Source organism: Georgenia wutianyii, assembly GCF_006349365.1.
GTDB classification, from domain to species: Bacteria; Actinomycetota; Actinomycetes; order Actinomycetales; family Actinomycetaceae; genus Oceanitalea; species Oceanitalea wutianyii.
Map to the genome: position 1 here is coordinate 2,000,606 of NZ_CP040899.1, position 16,623 is coordinate 2,017,228.

Here is a 16,623-nt window from a genome sequence, read left to right on the forward strand (position 1 = left end):
GTGGAACGACCGATCCCGCCCTCCGCGGGTGCGGGGGACGGGATCCGGGTCGTGCTGGAGGAGCTGCGTCAGTGGGCGTGCTGGCCGCGGGAGAACTCGTAGGTGTGTCCGACGAGGCCGACGGCGCCGATCAGGACGCCGATGAACAGCAGCCACCAGCCGATCGCGAGGCTGGCGAAGCACACCGCCGCGGCGAAGCCGAGGACGAGCGGCCACCACGAGTGCGGGGAGAAGACGCCCATCTCACCGGCGTGGTCGGCGACATCGCTGGTCGGGTCGTCCTCCGGCCGCGGGTCGACCCGGCTGGCGAGGAGGAACAGGTAGAGGCCGGAGAGGCCGTACAGACCCACGAGGAGGAACAGGGCGACCGTGCCGACGGGCTCCCAGCCGCTCCAGAACCCGTAGATCAGCGCCATCGGGAGGAAGAAGATCATCCCGGCGGAGAAGGTCCACTTCTCGACGGTCAGCGGCTTGGGGTCGGCGGCCGAGGGCTCCCCCGGCGCGCGGTCGTGCTCGTCGTGTGCCATCAGGCCTTGCCCTTCTCGTCGTCGTCCTCACGCTCGAGCGTGGCGGTGGTGCTCCCCGCGCGCTCGGACTGTGCTGCCTGCGGGTCCGGGCCGCCGGTGCGCTGGGCGTCGCCCAGCACCTGCTCGAGGATGCCCTGGTCGGGAACGGCGGCCTGGTCCATCGCGGCGACCTCCGGGTGGTGCAGGTCGAACGCGGGACGCTCGGACCGGATCCGGGGCAGGGAGGTGAAGTTGTGCCGCGGGGGCGGGCAGCTCGTCGCCCACTCCAGGGAGTTCCCGAAGCCCCACGGGTCGTCGACGAAGACCGTGCGCGGCCCGCGCGAGGTCACGTAGACGTTCCACAGGAAGGGCAGCGTGGACAGCGTGAGCAGCACGGCGCCGATGGTCGACACCTGGTTCATCGTGGTGAGGCCGTCCTCGACCATGTAGTCGGCGTAGCGACGCGGCATGCCCTGGGCGCCCAGCCAGTGCTGGATGAGGAACGTGCCGTGGAACCCGAAGAAGAGCATCCAGAAGTGGACCTTGCCGAGACGCTCGTTGAGCATCCGGCCGGTCATCTTGGGCCACCAGAAGTAGAAGCCTGCGAACATCGCGAACACCACGGTCCCGAAGACGGTGTAGTGGAAGTGCGCGACGACGAAGTAGGAGTCGTGGACCTGGAAGTCCAGCGCCGGGCTGGCGAGGATGACGCCGGTGACGCCACCGAAGAGGAACGTCGCCATGAAGCCGATCGCCCAGAGCATCGGCGTCTGGAACGTGAGCTTGCCGCGCCACATCGTGCCGATCCAGTTGAAGAACTTCACGCCGGTCGGCACCGCGATGAGCATGGTCATGAGGGCGAAGAAGTTCAGCGCCACGCCACCGGTCGTGTACATGTGGTGGGCCCACACGGTCATCGACAGGGCGGCGATGGCGATGGTCGCGAAGACCAGGCCCTTGTAGCCGAAGAGCGGCTTGCGGGAGAAGACCGGCAGGACCTCGCTGACGATGCCGAAGAACGGCAGCGCGATGACGTAGACCTCGGGGTGCCCGAAGAACCAGAACAGGTGCTGCCACAGCAGCGCGCCGCCGCTCTCCGGGTTGAAGATCTGGCCGCCGAGGATCCGGTCGTAGGCCAGGCCGAAGAGGGCCGCGGCGAGCACCGGGAAGGCCATGAGCACGAGCAGCGAGGTGATGAGGATGTTCCAGGTGAACACCGGCATCCGGAACATCGTCATGCCGGGCATGCGCATGGTGATGATCGTGGCGATGAAGTTCACCGCGCCGAAGATCGTGCCGAAACCGGTGAGCGCGATACCCACGACCCACAGGTCGCCACCGAGTCCGGGGCTGAACGGCTCGAGCGACAGCGGCGTGTAGGCGGTCCAGCCGAAGCTCGCGGCACCCTTCGGGGTGAGGAAGCCGGCGACGGCGATGAGCCCACCGAAGGTGAACAGCCAGTAGCTGAACATGTTGAGGCGCGGGAAGGCGACGTCCGGCGCACCGATCTGCAGGGGCACGAACACGTTGCCGAAACCGGTGAACAGCGGCGTCGCGAAGAGGAACAGCATGATCGTGCCGTGCATGGTGAAGAACTGGTTGTACTGCTCCTTGGACTGGAACAGTGCCATGCCGGGCTCGAAGAGCTCCAGTCGCATCGCCAGCGCGAGCAGACCGCCGATGATGAAGAAGACGAAGGCGGTGATGAGGTAGAGGTACCCGATGACCTTGTGGTCGGTGGAGGTCACCCAGCTGACCACCGTGCGGCCCAGGCTCTGACGGTCGGGCCGCAGGCCGGGGACGAGCTTCGGCTGTGCCTCGTTCGTGGTCGTCGCCATCAGTTGTTTCCCGTCCCGTCCTGCAGGTATCCGCGCTGGTCGTACACGCGGTTGTACTCCGCGCCGCGCTCACCGACGAAGCCGGCCTCGCGCAGGGCGTCCATCTCGGCGTCGTAGGTCTCGCGGTCGACGACCTCGACGTTGAAGAGCATCTCGGAGTGGAACTCACCGCACAGCTCGGCGCACTTGCCCTGGTAGCTGCCGATCTCCTGCGGCGTCACCTGGAAGACGTTCGTGTTCCCGGGGATCATGTCGATCTTGAAGAGGAAGGCGGGGATCCAGAAGGAGTGGATGACGTCCCGGGAGTCGACGATGAACTCCACGGTCTCCCCGACCGGCAGGTAGAGCGTCGGCAGGGTCTCCTCCACGCCCTCCTCACCGGTGAGCTGGACGCGGCCGCCCTCGTAGTACACGCCGTCGGTGAGGTAGTTGAAGTCCCAGCTCCACTGCTTGCCGTAGGCCTGGATCTGCAGGTCCGGCTCGGCGGAGGTCTCGGTGAAGTCCTCGGTGACCTGCACCGTGTAGAAGTACAGCACCCCGATCATGAGGATCGGCACGACGGTGTACATGAGCTCGAGCGGGATGTGGTACCGCAGCTGGACGGGCAGCGCGTTGTCGTTCTTGCGCTTCCGGTAGGCGATGACGCACCAGATGAGCAGGCCCCACACGAGGACGGCGACGGCGAGGGCAGCCACCCACGCGCCGTTCCAGTGGTTGATCATCGACTCGGTCTTGTCGGTCAGCCCGGGCCGGGACGGGAGGAACCCGTTCTCCGGAGCTCCGAGCTCGGCACAACCAGCGAGGGTGAGGGCCGCCACAAGACCCAGGGCTACCAGTCGCCAACCGCGGGGCGAGCGGTTACCGGTGGACGGTGATCGCACGTGAAAACCTTCCGACATGACGCGTTTTAGGGCATTTCAGACAGGACCAACGTCCCGACCGCCACCCTACCGCGAACGCCGCCCTTGGACGCCAAACGGCCCGCCGGGCGCGTGGCGCGCACACCCCGGTCGGGCCGTCTCGGGCGCCGGTGGACCGGCGCGGTCTGTCAGTGGAAGGAGTCGCCGCAGGCGCAGGAGCCGACGGCGTTCGGGTTGTCGATCGTGAAGCCCTGCTTCTCGATCGTGTCGGCGAAGTCGATCGTCGCGCCGGACAGGTACGGGACGCTCATCTTGTCCACGATGACCTCGACGCCACCGAAGTCGCGGACGGCGTCGCCGTCGAGGACCCGCTCGTCGAAGTACAGCTGGTAGATGAGGCCGGAGCAGCCGCCGGGCTGCACGGCGATGCGCAGCCGCAGGTCGTCACGTCCCTCCTGGGCGAGGAGCGTCTTGACCTTCTGCGCTGCGACGTCCGTGAGTTCGACCTCGTGGGTCGCGGCGTCGGTGGACGTGGTGGCCGTCTCGCTCATGTGCTTGATCTCCGCAGGTGGGTGTCAGGTACAACTGGTTCAACCACGAGGGATCCGCGGTTGTTCCCAGTCAACACTACGCTCCGCGCGCCCAGGTGCGAGCCAGACGAAAGGCCCATTCCGCCAGCGTGTCGAGGTCGGCCGGACCGGTCTCGTACGTCCCGCTGACACCGGCCCGGGCAACCTCCCGCCGGGAGGTGTGGACCTCCTCGGCGAGGACGACGACGGGCAGCCCGAGCTCCATCGCGGTCCGCCCGACGGTCGCGACGACGGAGAAGTCGAGCGCGCGGGCGTCCAGGACGGGCGCCCCGGTGAGCACGAGGTCGGCGTCGGCGACCTCCTCGGCCAGCCCCACGGCGGAGGCGACGACGTCCGGTCCGGGCAGCAGCCGCGCGCCGAGGACGGAGAGGGCGTAGGCCGCCCCTCCCCCGGTGCCGGTCCCGTCGGCGCGCCCGGGGCGGGCGGCGCCCCCGCCCCCGTGGGAGTGCCCGGCGTGGGAGTCGCCGGCGTGGGCGTGCCCGTGGGCGACCGCGGGAGCCGGCAGCAGCGAGGTGCGCCTGGGCAGCGCCCGGGCGCTGCGGTCGAGGCGTGCGACGAGCTCGCCGAGGGCGGTGTCCAGCCGCTGGGCGTGCTCGGGACCGATCCGCTCGCCGAGCAGTGCGCCGGCGCCGTGCAGCCCGAGCAGCGGCACCTGGGAGGCTGCGGCGACGACGACGTCCGCGCCGTCGAGCGCGGCGTGCGCGGCGGCGACGACGGGCTCGTCGAGGTCGGCGTCCTCCGGCACGCCGGCGAGGGCGCGGACCAGGCCCGCACCGCCGTCGTGGGTGGCGGCCTCCCCCAGGCCGACGACGACGCGACCGGCGCCGAGTTCACGGGCGGTGAGCAGCAGCTCACCGAGGCCGGCGCTGCTGCCGCTCTCGGCGTGACGCAGCTCCTGCCCGGGGGGAGTGAGCTGGCGCCCCAGCACCTGGGAGCCCTCGACGTAGACGGTCCCCCCGGCGTCGCCGGACACGTGGAGGAGGCTCGCGGGCACCGGTTCCCCGAGCGGGCCGCGGACCGTGACGGAGACGAGCCGCCCGCCGCGCGCGGCGTGGACGGCCTCGAGCAGGCCCGCGGTGCCGTCGGACATCGGCACGAGCCGCACGGTGTCGTCCGGCGAGGTGCGCAGCCAGCCGCGTTCGAGCGCGCCGGCCACGTGCAGGGCGCTGAGGGCGCCGGTGAAGCGGTCCGGGCTCACGAGGAGGCGCACGCGCGTCCCTCCCTGCTCGGGCGTGCCGCAGCGCCCCGCCGGCGGTGCCGACGGGTGGCGGGGTGGGTCACAGCGTGTCGGCCAGGCGGGCGAGGAGGAGTGCCTCGGCGAGGACGACCTTCTCCAGCTCCCCGAGGTGGACCGACTCGTCCTCGGAGTGGGCGCGGGAGTCCGGGTCCTCCACGCCGGTGACGAGGATCGCCGCGTCGGGGTAGACCTCGGCGAGGTCGGCGATGAACGGGATCGACCCGCCGACGCCGAGGTCGACCGGGTCGGTGCCCCACGCCGTCGCGAACGCCCACCGGGCCGCCTGCATGACCGGGGAGTCCTCCGGCGCCTGGAAGGCCTGGCCGGTCTCCCCCGGCAGGACCTCGACCCGGGCGCCGAAGGGCGCGTTCGCCACGAGGTGGTCGTGCAGGGCGCGCTCGGCGGCGGCCGGGTCCTGTCCCGGTGCGATGCGCATGGAGAGCTTGGCGCGGGCCGAGGGGATGATCGTGTTGGAGGCGTGGTCGACGCTCGTCGCGTCGAGCCCGATCACCGACAGTGCCGGCTTGGTCCACAGCCGCGCGGCGAGCGGGCCGGTGCCGGCGAGGCGGACGCCGTCGAGCACGCCGGCGTCGGCGCGCACGTCCTCCTCGGGGTAGTCGACGTCGGCGTGGTCGCTGGCGACGAGCCCGGCCACGGCGACGTTCCCGTCCTCGTCGTGGAGGGTGGCGATGAGCCGGGACATGAGCGTGAGCGCGTCGAGGACCGGCCCGCCGAACATGCCGGAGTGCACGGCGTGGTCGAGGACGGACAGCTCGACCGTGCAGTCGACGAGGCCGCGCAGGGAGGTCGTGAGGCCGGGGACACCGACCTTCCAGTTCGTGGAGTCCGCGACGACGATGACGTCGGCCGCGAGTCGGTCGCGGTAGGTCTCGAGGAAGGTGCGGAAGGTCGGGGAGCCGACCTCCTCCTCCCCCTCGCTGAAGACGGTGACGCCGACGCCGAGCTCGTCCCCGAGGACGCGCAGCGCACCGACGTGGGCCATGATCCCGGCCTTGTCGTCGGCGGCGCCGCGGCCGTAGAGCCGCTCCCCCCGCTGGGTGGGCTCGAAGGGCGGGGAGGACCAGCCGGCGGCCTCACCCGGGGGCTGGACGTCGTGGTGGGCGTAGAGCAGCACGGTCGGGGCCCCGGGCGGGCCGGGCTTGTGCGCGAGGACCGCGGGCGCGCCGGCGCGCCCGTCGGGGCCGGTGACGCGGACGACCTCCACCTCGGGCATCCCCGCGCCGCGGAAGAGCGCGGCCACGGCGGCGGCGCTGTCCTCCAGGTGCTGGGGGTCGAAGGCGGGCGCCGAGATGCTGGGGATGCGCACGAGCGACTCGAGGTCGCTGCGGATCCGGGGGAACTCGGCGGCGGTACGGGCGGTGAGGTCCTCGATGGTCACAGGGAGAGCCTAACCGCGTACCCCCTGCGGCCGCCGGTCAGGCGGGTCCCGCGGCCCGGGCGAGCTCGACGGCGAGCCGCGCGCCCTGCGTCCACGGCTCGCCGTGACCGGGGAGCACGGTGCGTGCGCCGGTGGCGGCGACCGCGTCCAGGGTGGCGAGGTTGAGGGCCGAGTCGGCCGTCGCCGCGCCCGCGACGATCCGCGGACCGGTCGCCCCGGTGTACGGGTCGAGCGTGACGAGCGCGTCGCCGGTGAGGACGACGTCGCGGTCGGGCAGGTGCAGCGCCACGTGCCCCCACGTGTGCCCGGGGGTGGGTAGGACGTACGGTCGGCCGGGCACGTCGAGGACCTTGCCGGTCTCCAGCACCCGCGCCGCCCGGGTGCCCCTCACCCGCAGCGCCCCGGACAGGGCCATCCGCAGGAGGATCGGCACGGCGGCCGGGTGGGCGAGCGGGTAGGTCGCCCGCGGGTTCTCGTGGGCGTAGCGGTAGGGGTGGGTGGCGAGCTCGTGCTCCTCCGCAGTCGCCCACACCGGCACCCCGAACCGGTCCTGCAGCCGGCGGGCCACCCCGACGTGGTCGAAGTGCGCGTGGGTGAGGACGAGGGCGCGCAGGTCGCTCGGGCGGTGCCCGAGGAGGCGCAGCGCGTACCCGAGCGGGTACCAGACCCGGGGCAGGCCGGCGTCGACGAGCGTGACGCCGTCGTCGTCCTCGACGAGGTAGCAGTTGACGTAGGAGTGGGAGACGAGGTGCACGCCGGGCGCGACCTCGCGGACGGTGGCGCTCATGCCGGAGCCTTTCCAGGGTGGTCGGTCTCACATCCTCACGCGGGGCGTGACGGCGCGCACGCGGGCCGGAAGGCCGCACCCTCGGGGCATGGGCGTCGACTACCCTCTAGTGCGTGATCGGACGCAGCAAGAAGCAGACCCCGCCGCCGGCCCCCGCGCCCGAGGAGCAGCCCGCGGTGGGCAAGGGACGCCCCACGCCCAAGCGCAAGGAGGCGCAGGCCCGCAACCAGCGTCCGCTCGTCCCCACGGACCGCAAGCTCGCCAAGCAGGAGGCGCGTCGGCGCCGCAACGAGCTGTACGCCAAGCAGCAGGAGGCGATGCGCACGGGCGACGAGCGCTACCTCCCCGCGCGGGACAAGGGCCCGGTGCGCCGCTGGGTGCGCGACTACGTCGACGCGCACTTCAGCCCGAGCGAGTACTTCCTGCCGCTCGCGATGGCCTCGATCGTCCTGCTGTTCTTCGCCACCCGGTTCCCCGACGTCGCGATCATCGGCATGGCCGTGATGTACATCGCCTTCGGCATCGCCCTCGCGTTCGCCATCGGCTACTCGGTCATCATCAAGCGCAAGCTCAAGGCCCGTTTCGGCGAGGACCAGATCCCGCGGTTCACCGGCATCTACGCCTTCTCCCGGCTCTTCCAGCCGCGTTTCCTGCGCGCGCCCAAGCCCCAGGTGCGGCGCGGCGAGAAGATCGCCTGACGGTGCTCTACGGCCTGCTCTTCCGCACCGTCCTCGTCCGTACCGATCCGGAGCGGGCCCACGAGCTCGCGCTCGGGCTCATCCGTGGTGTCGCCGCCACGCCGGGCCTGTCGCACGCCGTCCGCGCCACGCTCGGCCGGCGCCCCCGCCGGCGCGTGCACACCCCGCTCGGCCGGCCGGTGCCCGGCGTCCTCGGCCTGGCGGCCGGCATGGACAAGAACGCCGCGACCGTCCTCGGGATGGACATGCTCGGCTTCGGGCACGTCGAGGTCGGCACGGTGACGGCCCACCCGCAGCCGGGCAACGACCGCCCGCGGCTCTGGCGCCACCCGCAGGAGCACGCGCTCGTCAACCGGATGGGCTTCAACAACGAGGGCGCCCACGCCGCCGCCGAGCGGCTGCGCCGGCTGCGCTCCACGCGCCGCGGCCGGGGCGTCGTCGTCGGCGTGAACATCGGCAAGTCGCGGGTCACCCCGGTCGAGGACGCCGTCGAGGACTACGCGACGAGCGCGCGCCTGCTCGCCCGCTGGGCCGACTACCTCACGGTCAACGTCTCCTCCCCCAACACCCCCGGGCTGCGTGACCTGCAGGCCGTCGACGCGCTGCGGCCCATCCTCGAGGCCGTCCAGCGCGAGGCCGACGCCGCCGCGGACCGCGGCGTGCCCGTCCTCGTCAAGGTCGCCCCCGACCTCAGCGACGACGACGTCGCCGCGGTGGCCGACCTCGTCAACGCCACCGGCCTGGCCGGCGTCGTCGCGACGAACACGACGATCGCCCACGAGCACGGCCCGGGCGGCCTGTCCGGGCGCCCGTTGCACACCCGCGCGGTCCAGGTCGTGCGGCTGCTGCGCGAGCGGCTGGGTCCCGACGCCGTCGTCATCGGCGTCGGGGGCATCGAGGATGCCGCGGGCGCCCGCCGCATGCTCGCGGCGGGGGCCGACCTCCTCCAGGCCTACACGGCGTTCGTCTACAACGGGCCCGCGTGGCCCGGAGCCCTCAACCGCGAGCTCGCGCGCTGAGTCAGTGGCTCTCGCTGGCCCGGGCGACCCGCCCGGGGCTGGAGCGCCACAGCCAGAACAGGCCGAGCGCCGGGAGCACGAGCGGGACGAAGCCGTACCCGCTGCCGAAGTGGGACCAGACGGTGTCGCGCGGGAAGAGCTCGGGGGTGAGGAAGCTCAGCGTCCCGACGACGAGGACGCCGAGCATCTCGATGCTCACCGCCACCCACGCCATGCGTCGCATCCGCCGGCCGTTGTGCGCCAGGGCGACGGCGGCGACGACGTAGACGACCGCCGCGAACCCCGACAGCCCGTAGGCCAGGGGTGCCTCGGCGGCGTCCCGGACGAGCTGGACGCTCGCCCGCGCCGTCGCGGCCAGCGCGAAGATCACGTAGACGGCGACGACGAGCAGGCCCGCCCCGCGCGCCGGGGGGCGGTCGTCGGTCGCCGGGGCCGTGCGCAACGGTTCCTGGCTCATGCCTGCCACAACTGCCACATCCGCAGCTCCATGATGATGACGGTGACGGCCGCGACCGTCAGGACGACCGAGCTCCACCGCGTGCGCTCGACGAAAGCGACGACGGCGGCCCCGGGAAGGATGAGAAGGGCGACGAGGAGGTAGCCCCAGAGCGTCACCGGGTCGGTGAGCTCCGTGCCCCCGAGCTGGTGGGCCGCCAGGACGAAGCCCTGGACGATCAGCGCCACCTCGACGACCCCGCCGGCGATGAGCTGACGGAGGACGACGGGACGGTTCGCGATCGTGAAGCCCAGGGCCCACAGGCCGAGCACGGCGGCGAGCACCGAGACGATGAGGACGACGGGAAGCACCGCGACATCGTAGCCGCGGGCGAGCAGGACCCTGGTCCCCCCGGGCGCCACCCCCACCCGTTCCGTGACGGATACCATCGGGAGCGTGACTGAACTGACGCTGACCACGAAGAACGTTGCACGCATCCCGGCCGACGCCGTCGTCGTCGCCGTCGGCCGACGGGACGGACAGCCCCTGCTCGTGCCCGGAGCGGCGCTGCCGTCGGCGGTGACCTCCACGCTGACGACGCTCCTGCCCGCGCTCGGCGTGAGCGGCAAGGCCGACGAGGTCGTCCGCGTCGCCGTCGGCAAGGAGCTCGCAGCCACCGTCGTCGTGCTCACCGGCGTCGGTGAGGTCGGCGAGGACGGCCCGACCCTGGAGACCCTGCGCCGTGCCGCCGGCGCCGCGACCCGCAGCCTCGCGGGCACCGCCGACGTCGCCCTCGCCCTGCCCGCCGACACCGCCGAGCGGGTCGGCGCCGTCGCCGAGGGCGCCCTGCTCGGCACCTACAGCTACGACCGCTACCGCACCGAGCACCGCGCGCCGGTGGCCCGCCTCGAGCTCGTCACCGACCTCGCCCGCTCCAAGGAGGCCAAGGCCGCCCACGCCCGCGCCGTCGTCGTGGCGGAGGCCGTCGCCGGGGTCCGCGACCTCGTCAACGCCTCCCCCGCCGACCTGTACCCCGAGTCCTTCGCCGAGGAGGCGGCCGCCGCCGCGAAGGGCACCAAGGTCAAGGTCAAGGTGCTCGACGAGAAGGCGCTCCTCGCCGGCGGCTACGGCGGCCTGATCGGCGTCGGTCAGGGCTCCCAGCGCCCGCCGCGGCTCGTCAGGGTCAGCTACTCCCCCGTCCGCGCGAAGGCCCACGTCGGCCTCGTCGGCAAGGGCATCACGTTCGACTCCGGCGGCCTGTCCATCAAGCCCGCCAAGGGCATGGAGACGATGAAGATGGACATGGCCGGCGCCGCCACCGTGCTCCACGCCGTCATGGCCGCCGCCGCGCTCGACCTGCCCGTCAAGGTGACCGGCTGGCTCGCGCTCGCCGAGAACATGCCCTCCGGCAGCGCCCAGCGCCCCTCGGACGTCATCACGATCCGCGGCGGGAAGACGGTCGAGGTGCTCAACACCGACGCCGAGGGCCGCCTCGTCATGGCCGACGCCCTCGTCGCCGCCGGCGAGGAGAACCCGGACGTCATCGTCGACATCGCCACGCTCACCGGCGCCCAGATGGTCGCGCTCGGCTCGCAGGTCGGCGCCGTCATGGGCACCGAGGACGTGCGTGAGGAGGTCATCGCCGCAGCCGGTGCCGCCGGGGAGGACTTCTGGCCGATGCCGCTGCCCGCCGAGCTCGCCGAGTCCATGAAGTCGCAGGTCGCCGACATCGCCAACATGGGCGACCGGTTCGGCGGCATGCTCGTCGCGGGCCTGTTCCTCAAGGAGTTCGTCGGCGCGACGCCGTGGGCGCACCTCGACATCGCCGGGCCGGCGTTCAACGAGGGCAAGCCGCGGGGCTACACCCCCGAGGGCGGCACGGGCACCGGGCTGCGCACCCTGCTCACCTTCCTCGAGCGCGCCGCCACCCGCTGACGCGACCACGCACGGCCGAGCCCGTCCCCGCCGACCACGCCCCTCGGGGCCGTCGCGGGGGCGGGCTCGCGTGCTACTTGCGGCGCTGGGCGGCGCTCCAGCGCCGCATGCTCGACGGGTAGCCGGTGAGGTTGACGTCGTAGACCGGGATCTCCAGCTCGCGGGCCAGCGCCCAGGCGGCCTTCTGGTCCGGGATGCGCCGGCGCGTCCACTCCCCCGTACGGGCGACGAGGACCATCGTCGTCGGGTCGTTCGCCGTCGGGGGCTCGATGTAGGCCTCGACGCCGGCGCGCGTGGCGACGAAGTCACGGAAGTGCGCCGTGACCTCCGCGCGGCGCTGCGCGGGCGAGACGTCGGGCACGGACGAGCCCGTCGTCCGTCGTCGTGGGAACAACCGCATGGGCCCAGCGTACGGCTCTCCGCTGTGACCCGACGGACACCGTGTCCGGTGGTCCCGACACCTCCGGCGATGACAAGATGGGACTCAAGGCCTGGGTGTCGTGCCCGGGCTCCCGTTCCCCGCTCGAGGAGAAGTTTGTGACCGCCAGCCCTGAAGACAACGTCTACGACCTGGTCATCCTGGGAGCTGGAAGCGGAGGCTACGCGGCTGCGCTGCGCGGCGCCCAGCTCGGCCTGTCCATCGCCCTCATCGAGGCCGACAAGCTCGGTGGCACCTGCCTGCACCGCGGCTGCATCCCCACCAAGGCCCTGCTCCACAGCGCCGAGGTCGCCGACACGATCCACGAGAGCGCCGCGGTCGGCGTCAACAGCTCCTTCCAGGGCATCGACATGGCCACGGTCAACAGCTACAAGGACGCCGTCGTCGGGCGCCTGTACAAGGGCCTCCAGGGCCTGGTGAAGGCCGGCAAGATCGACTACATCACCGGCTGGGGCCGCCTCACCGCGAAGGACACCGTCGAGGTCGACGGCACCCCCTACCGCGGGCGCAACGTGCTGCTCGCCTCCGGCTCCTACGCCCGCTCGCTGCCCGGCCTGGAGATCGGCGGCCGCGTCATCACGAGCGAGCAGGCCCTCCAGCTCGAGTCCGTCCCGAAGAGCGTCATCGTCCTCGGCGGCGGCGTCATCGGCGTCGAGTTCGCCTCCGTGTGGAAGTCCTTCGGGGCCGACGTGACGATCATCGAGGCGCTGCCCAACCTCGTGCCGAACGAGGACGTCGCGCTGTCCAAGGCCCTCGAGCGCGCCTTCCGCAAGCGGAAGATCGCCTTCCACACCGGCACCCGCTTCTCCGGCGTCAAGCAGACCGACTCCGGCGTCGTCGTCTCCACCGAGGACGGCAAGACCCTCGAGGCCGACCTCCTGCTCGTCGCCGTCGGCCGCGGCCCGGCGACCGCCAACCTCGGCTACGAGGAGCAGGGCGTGCCCATGGAGCGCGGCTTCGTCCTCACCAACGAGCGCCTCCACACCGGCGTCGCCAACATCTACGCCGTCGGCGACATCGTCCCCGGCCTGCAGCTCGCCCACCGCGGCTTCCAGCAGGGCATCTTCGTCGCCGAGGAGATCGCCGGCCTCAACCCGCCGGCGATCGTCGAGTCCGGCATCCCGCGCGTGACCTACTGCGAGCCCGAGGTCGCCTCCGTCGGCCTCACCGAGGCGCAGGCCAAGGAGCAGCACGGCGAGGTCGAGACCGTCGAGTTCAACCTGGCCGGCAACGGCAAGAGCCAGATCCTCAAGACCACCGGCTTCGTCAAGCTCGTCCGGCAGAAGGACGGCCCCATCGTCGGGGTGCACATGATCGGCGCCCGCGTCGGTGAGCTCATCGGCGAGGGCCAGCTCATGGTCAACTGGGAGGCCTACCCTGAGGACGTCGCCTCCCTCGTCCACGCCCACCCGACGCAGAACGAGGCCATCGGCGAGGCGGCGCTCGCGCTCGCCGGCAAGCCGCTGCACTCCCACAACTGATCCCTCGATCCAAGGAGACACCAGGTCATGTCCGACTCCGTGCAGATGCCCGCCCTGGGCGAGTCCGTCACCGAGGGAACCGTCACCCGCTGGCTGAAGAACGAGGGGGACCGCGTCGAGGTCGACGAGCCCCTGCTCGAGGTGTCGACCGACAAGGTCGACACCGAGGTGCCCTCGCCGTTCGCCGGCGTGCTGGAGAAGATCCTCGTCCAGGAGGACGAGACGGTCGACGTCGGCACCGAGCTCGCCGTCATCGGCTCCGGTGAGGGTGGCGGCGACGCCGCCCCGGCCGAGGCCGAGCAGCCCGCCGCGCAGGAGGAGCAGCCCGCCGAGCCCGAGCAGCAGGAGCAGCCCGCGCAGGACGAGCAGCCCTCCGAGCAGGAGGTCGCCCAGGAGGCCAAGTCGCAGGCGTCCTCCGGCTCCTCCGGCTCCGGTGAGGGCCAGGCCGTGCAGATGCCCGCCCTCGGCGAGTCCGTCACCGAGGGCACCGTCACCCGCTGGCTCAAGAGCGAGGGTGAGCAGGTCGAGGTGGACGAGCCGCTGCTCGAGGTCTCGACCGACAAGGTCGACACCGAGGTGCCCTCGCCCTACGCCGGCGTGCTGAGCAAGATCCTCGTCCAGGAGGACGAGACCGTCGACGTCGGCACCGACCTCGCCATCATCGGCGGAGAGTCCGGCGGCTCGGACTCCGGTGAGTCGGCTCCGGCCGTGGAGGAGACCCCGCAGGCCGAGCAGCAGCAGACCGAGGAACCGTCCGAGGAGCGCGCCGAGCAGCACCAGGACGCGGCGACCTCGACGGCTCCCGCCGAGGAGGCCGCTCCGCAGGCCGAGCCCGAGCAGCCGAAGGCCCCGGCGCAGGAGGCGTCCACCACCCCGGCGCCCTCGCGCCCGAGCGCTGCCGAGACGGCGAAGGCGTCCTACGTGACGCCGATCGTCCGCAAGCTCGCCAAGGAGAAGGGGGTCGACCTCGACTCCCTCCAGGGCACCGGCGTCGGCGGGCGGGTCCGCAAGGAGGACGTCCTCGCCGCCGCGGAGAAGGCTGCCCAGGCCGCCGCCCCCGCCGCCGCTGCCGCGCCGTCGTCCGCCCCCAAGGCGCCGACGACCGTCCCGGAGGTCTCCCCGCTGCGCGGCACCACCGAGAAGATGTCGCGCCTGCGCAAGGTCATCGCCAAGCGCATGGTCGAGTCCCTCGACACCTCCGCCCAGCTCACCACGGTCATCGAGGTGGACGTCACGCGGATCGCCAAGCTCCGCGCCCGGGCGAAGAACAGCTTCCAGGAGCGGGAGGGCGTCAAGCTCACCTACCTGCCGTTCTTCATCAAGGCCGCCACCGAGGCGCTCAAGGCCCACCCGGCCCTCAACGCCTCGATCGACGGCGACCAGGTCGTCTACCACGGCGAGGAGAACATCGGCATCGCGGTCGACACCCCGCGCGGCCTGCTCGTCCCGGTGATCAAGGAGGCCGGCGACCTCACGATCGCGGGCATCTCCAAGCGGGTCGCCGACCTCGCCGCCCGCACGCGGGACAACAAGGTCAAGCCGGACGAGCTCGGTGGCTCGACGTTCACCATCACGAACCTCGGCTCCAACGGCGCCCTGTTCGACACCCCGATCATCAACCAGCCCGAGGTCGCGATCCTCGGCGTGGGCGCGATCGTCAAGCGTCCCGTCGTCGTCACCGACACCGACGGCAACGAGACGATCGGCATCCGCTCCATGGTCTACCTGCCCCTTACCTACGACCACCGCCTGGTCGACGGTGCGGACGCGGGCCGCTTCATGCAGACGATCAAGAAGCGTCTGGAGGAGGGCGCCTTCGAGGCCGAGCTCGGTCTCTGAGTCCCCCTTCCCCGACGGGGCCCGCACCACTGGTGCGGGCCCCGTCGCCGTTCACGGGCACGGCTCGGTGCGCAGGATGCGCCACTGCCCGGAGTCGGCGGTGAGGACGAGCCTGGTGCAGCGGGGCTCCTGCGCCGCGACGTCGACCGTCGCCCCGCCGACCCGTCGCTCGTGGGGGTGCTGGACGAGGACGGCGTCCAGGGCCGTGCCCCCGGGCGCCGGGGTCACGTGCTCGACGGCGACGACCTCGGTGCGCAGGTCCTCCAGGGTGGTCGCGCTGCCCTCGAGCAGGTCGAGGAGCGCCTCGTCCTCCTGGGCTGCGGGACCGCCCGGCACGGTGGTGGCCGCCAGGGCCGCGGTGTCGCCCTGGACGAGGGCACGGTCCCGGCGGGCGACCAGGTCGGCGAGGGCGTCGGTGACCGGTGCCGTGGCGGGCGGCGCGGAGGGGCGGTGCCCGTAACCGCCGCCTCTCTCCCCCGGCGCGGACCAGACGACGACGCCGATGAGCAGGCCGAGCGCCCCGAGCACGGCCCCCGCACGCGGCCAGGGCGAGATGTGGCTGCGGCGGCCTGCGTGCCGTGCCTGCGGCGTCCGCCGGGCCTCCCGTCCGTCGGTCACCTGCTGCCCTCCCGTCCGGCCGCGGCGGGCGGGGACTGCCCGACCGGCTCCCGCAGGCATCGTCCGGGCTGCGGCGCGGGCGCGACGGCGGGTGTCCGGGCGCCGCCGGGTGGGCGCGGCGTCGTCACGCATCCGCGCCTGGGCGAGGACGGCGGCAGGCGGGAGGCGGACCGGCTCGGCAGCGGCGATCTCGGGCGCGCGGCTGGCGAGGTCGCGGGCAGCGGGACGGCGGGAGGGATCGGCGTCCAGCGCGCCGGCGAGGAGCACCGGCAGCCGAGGGCCCGCGGACCCGCCGGCGGCCGCGAGCACGAGCCGCGCGAGGGCCCACACGTCCCCAGGTGCCCCGGCCGCGCCGCGCCGGTCCCGCTCGGGTGGGACGAACCCGGGCGTCCCGAGCTCCGGAGCGGCGCGGCCCGCGAGGTCCACCAGCACCGGGACGCCGTCGCCGCTGACGACGACGTTCGCGGGCGACACGTCGCCGTGGACGACACCACGCTCGTGCAGGTGCCCGAGCCCGCTGCCCACCGCGGCGAGCAGGGCCGCGAGCTCGGGCGGGTCCAGCGAGCCGCGGGCGGCGAGGACGGTCGCGAGCGTGGGCCCGGGCACGCGGTCGCTCACCACCGCGCACCGCCCGCCGTCCAGCGGGAGGACCTGGCGGACCCGCGCGAGGTGCGGATGGGTCCCGTGCCGCAGGGCCGCGAGCCGCCGCAGCTGCGCGGTGCCCGCCGCGCCCTCGGGCAACGACAGCACGCTGACGACGACGTCACGCCCGCCGCCGTCGCGCGCCGCCCACACCGCCCCGCCGGCGCCGTGCCCGACCGGCCCGTGCAGCGCGAGCCCGGCCACCTCGGGGGCACGCACGGTCCCCGCCGCGGCAGTGGCCGGGACCGGCCGTCGTCGTGCCATGGGCACACCCAAGCGCATCGGGCGGCGGCCCGCTG

16 protein-coding genes are annotated in these 16,623 nt (G+C 72.9%); 5 read left to right on the forward strand and 11 right to left on the reverse strand.

The window, feature by feature from the left end:
• Window positions 1–68: 68 nt before the first annotated feature.
• The 7 genes from FE251_RS08915 to FE251_RS08950 form a co-directional block, all read right to left on the reverse strand.
• Complete coding sequence (locus FE251_RS08915) at window positions 69–527, reverse strand: cytochrome c oxidase subunit 4 (protein ID WP_139071529.1); 459 nt, start codon at window positions 525–527, stop codon at window positions 69–71.
• On the reverse strand, window positions 527–2,344 hold the full coding sequence (ctaD, locus tag FE251_RS08920) for an aa3-type cytochrome oxidase subunit I (RefSeq protein ID WP_139071528.1): 1,818 nt from the start codon (window positions 2,342–2,344) through the stop codon (window positions 527–529). The genes FE251_RS08915 and ctaD overlap by 1 nt, the downstream gene beginning before the upstream one ends.
• Window positions 2,344–3,243 (reverse strand): aa3-type cytochrome oxidase subunit II, encoded by a 900-nt coding sequence (gene ctaC, locus FE251_RS08925; protein WP_176554622.1) that lies wholly within the window; start codon window positions 3,241–3,243, stop codon window positions 2,344–2,346. The genes ctaD and ctaC overlap by 1 nt, the downstream gene beginning before the upstream one ends.
• 149 nt (window positions 3,244–3,392) lie before the next feature.
• Window positions 3,393–3,755, reverse strand: coding sequence for an iron-sulfur cluster insertion protein ErpA (gene erpA, locus FE251_RS08935; RefSeq protein ID WP_139071526.1), 363 nt, complete (start codon window positions 3,753–3,755; stop codon window positions 3,393–3,395).
• A gap of 76 nt (window positions 3,756–3,831) precedes the next feature.
• Entirely contained in the window at window positions 3,832–5,004 is a 1,173-nt protein-coding gene (locus tag FE251_RS08940) for a glycerate kinase (RefSeq protein ID WP_139071525.1), read from the reverse strand.
• A gap of 67 nt (window positions 5,005–5,071) precedes the next feature.
• Window positions 5,072–6,430, reverse strand: a complete 1,359-nt coding sequence (locus tag FE251_RS08945; RefSeq protein ID WP_139948528.1) for a dipeptidase — start codon at window positions 6,428–6,430, stop codon at window positions 5,072–5,074.
• A 37-nt stretch (window positions 6,431–6,467) separates the two neighbouring features.
• Window positions 6,468–7,217 (reverse strand): MBL fold metallo-hydrolase, encoded by a 750-nt coding sequence (locus FE251_RS08950; protein ID WP_139948529.1) that lies wholly within the window; start codon window positions 7,215–7,217, stop codon window positions 6,468–6,470.
• A 113-nt stretch (window positions 7,218–7,330) separates the two neighbouring features.
• Between FE251_RS08950 and FE251_RS08955 the strand changes: the two genes are divergently transcribed.
• The gene (locus FE251_RS08955; protein WP_139948530.1) at window positions 7,331–7,915 is read left to right on the forward strand and encodes a DUF3043 domain-containing protein; all 585 of its coding nucleotides are present in this window, start codon (window positions 7,331–7,333) and stop codon (window positions 7,913–7,915) included.
• 2 nt (window positions 7,916–7,917) lie between these two features.
• Window positions 7,918–8,934: a quinone-dependent dihydroorotate dehydrogenase gene (locus tag FE251_RS08960; RefSeq protein ID WP_139948531.1), complete on the forward strand. Its 1,017-nt coding sequence runs from the start codon at window positions 7,918–7,920 to the stop codon at window positions 8,932–8,934.
• Between the two features lies 1 nt (window position 8,935).
• Here the strand turns inward: FE251_RS08960 and FE251_RS08965 are convergent, their stop codons facing one another.
• Together FE251_RS08965 and FE251_RS08970 are read right to left on the reverse strand one after the other, a co-directional pair.
• Window positions 8,936–9,391, reverse strand: coding sequence for a hypothetical protein (locus tag FE251_RS08965; RefSeq protein WP_139071520.1), 456 nt, complete (start codon window positions 9,389–9,391; stop codon window positions 8,936–8,938).
• Window positions 9,388–9,741 (reverse strand): hypothetical protein, encoded by a 354-nt coding sequence (locus FE251_RS08970; RefSeq protein ID WP_139071519.1) that lies wholly within the window; start codon window positions 9,739–9,741, stop codon window positions 9,388–9,390. The genes FE251_RS08965 and FE251_RS08970 overlap by 4 nt, the downstream gene beginning before the upstream one ends.
• An 85-nt stretch (window positions 9,742–9,826) precedes the next feature.
• Here FE251_RS08970 and FE251_RS08975 point away from each other — a divergent pair, with 85 nt between their 5' ends.
• Window positions 9,827–11,305, forward strand: a complete 1,479-nt coding sequence (locus tag FE251_RS08975; RefSeq protein ID WP_139948532.1) for a leucyl aminopeptidase — start codon at window positions 9,827–9,829, stop codon at window positions 11,303–11,305.
• 73 nt (window positions 11,306–11,378) lie between these two features.
• Here FE251_RS08975 and FE251_RS08980 read toward each other — a convergent pair whose 3' ends face one another.
• On the reverse strand, window positions 11,379–11,705 hold the full coding sequence (locus tag FE251_RS08980; protein ID WP_139071517.1) for an oxidoreductase: 327 nt from the start codon (window positions 11,703–11,705) through the stop codon (window positions 11,379–11,381).
• Between the two features lie 137 nt (window positions 11,706–11,842).
• On the opposite strand from FE251_RS08980, the gene lpdA reads away from it, so the two are divergent.
• Together lpdA and sucB are read left to right on the forward strand one after the other, a co-directional pair.
• Window positions 11,843–13,225 (forward strand): dihydrolipoyl dehydrogenase, encoded by a 1,383-nt coding sequence (gene lpdA / locus FE251_RS08985; RefSeq protein WP_230976378.1) that lies wholly within the window; start codon window positions 11,843–11,845, stop codon window positions 13,223–13,225.
• 27 nt (window positions 13,226–13,252) lie between these two features.
• On the forward strand, window positions 13,253–15,064 hold the full coding sequence (gene sucB / locus FE251_RS08990; RefSeq protein WP_139948533.1) for a 2-oxoglutarate dehydrogenase, E2 component, dihydrolipoamide succinyltransferase: 1,812 nt from the start codon (window positions 13,253–13,255) through the stop codon (window positions 15,062–15,064).
• A gap of 51 nt (window positions 15,065–15,115) precedes the next feature.
• On the opposite strand, the gene FE251_RS08995 is transcribed toward sucB, so the two are convergent.
• Complete coding sequence (locus tag FE251_RS08995; protein WP_168202697.1) at window positions 15,116–16,588, reverse strand: protein kinase domain-containing protein; 1,473 nt, start codon at window positions 16,586–16,588, stop codon at window positions 15,116–15,118.
• Window positions 16,589–16,623: the final 35 nt, after the last annotated feature.

Excerpts from the sequence above, each read along its gene's own strand:
- FE251_RS08915 (WP_139071529.1), bottom strand. The coding sequence starts at position 527 with ATGGCACACGACGAGCACGACCGCGCGCCGGGGGAGCCCTCGGCCGCC.
- ctaD (WP_139071528.1), bottom strand. The coding sequence starts at position 2,344 with ATGGCGACGACCACGAACGAGGCACAGCCGAAGCTCGTCCCCGGCCTG.
- ctaC (WP_176554622.1), bottom strand. The coding sequence starts at position 3,243 with ATGTCGGAAGGTTTTCACGTGCGATCACCGTCCACCGGTAACCGCTCG.
- erpA (WP_139071526.1), bottom strand. The coding sequence starts at position 3,755 with ATGAGCGAGACGGCCACCACGTCCACCGACGCCGCGACCCACGAGGTC.
- FE251_RS08950 (WP_139948529.1), bottom strand. The coding sequence starts at position 7,217 with ATGAGCGCCACCGTCCGCGAGGTCGCGCCCGGCGTGCACCTCGTCTCC.
- FE251_RS08965 (WP_139071520.1), bottom strand. The coding sequence starts at position 9,391 with ATGAGCCAGGAACCGTTGCGCACGGCCCCGGCGACCGACGACCGCCCC.
- FE251_RS08980 (WP_139071517.1), bottom strand. The coding sequence starts at position 11,705 with ATGCGGTTGTTCCCACGACGACGGACGACGGGCTCGTCCGTGCCCGAC.
- sucB (WP_139948533.1), top strand. The coding sequence starts at position 13,253 with ATGTCCGACTCCGTGCAGATGCCCGCCCTGGGCGAGTCCGTCACCGAG.
- FE251_RS08995 (WP_168202697.1), bottom strand. The coding sequence starts at position 16,588 with ATGGCACGACGACGGCCGGTCCCGGCCACTGCCGCGGCGGGGACCGTG.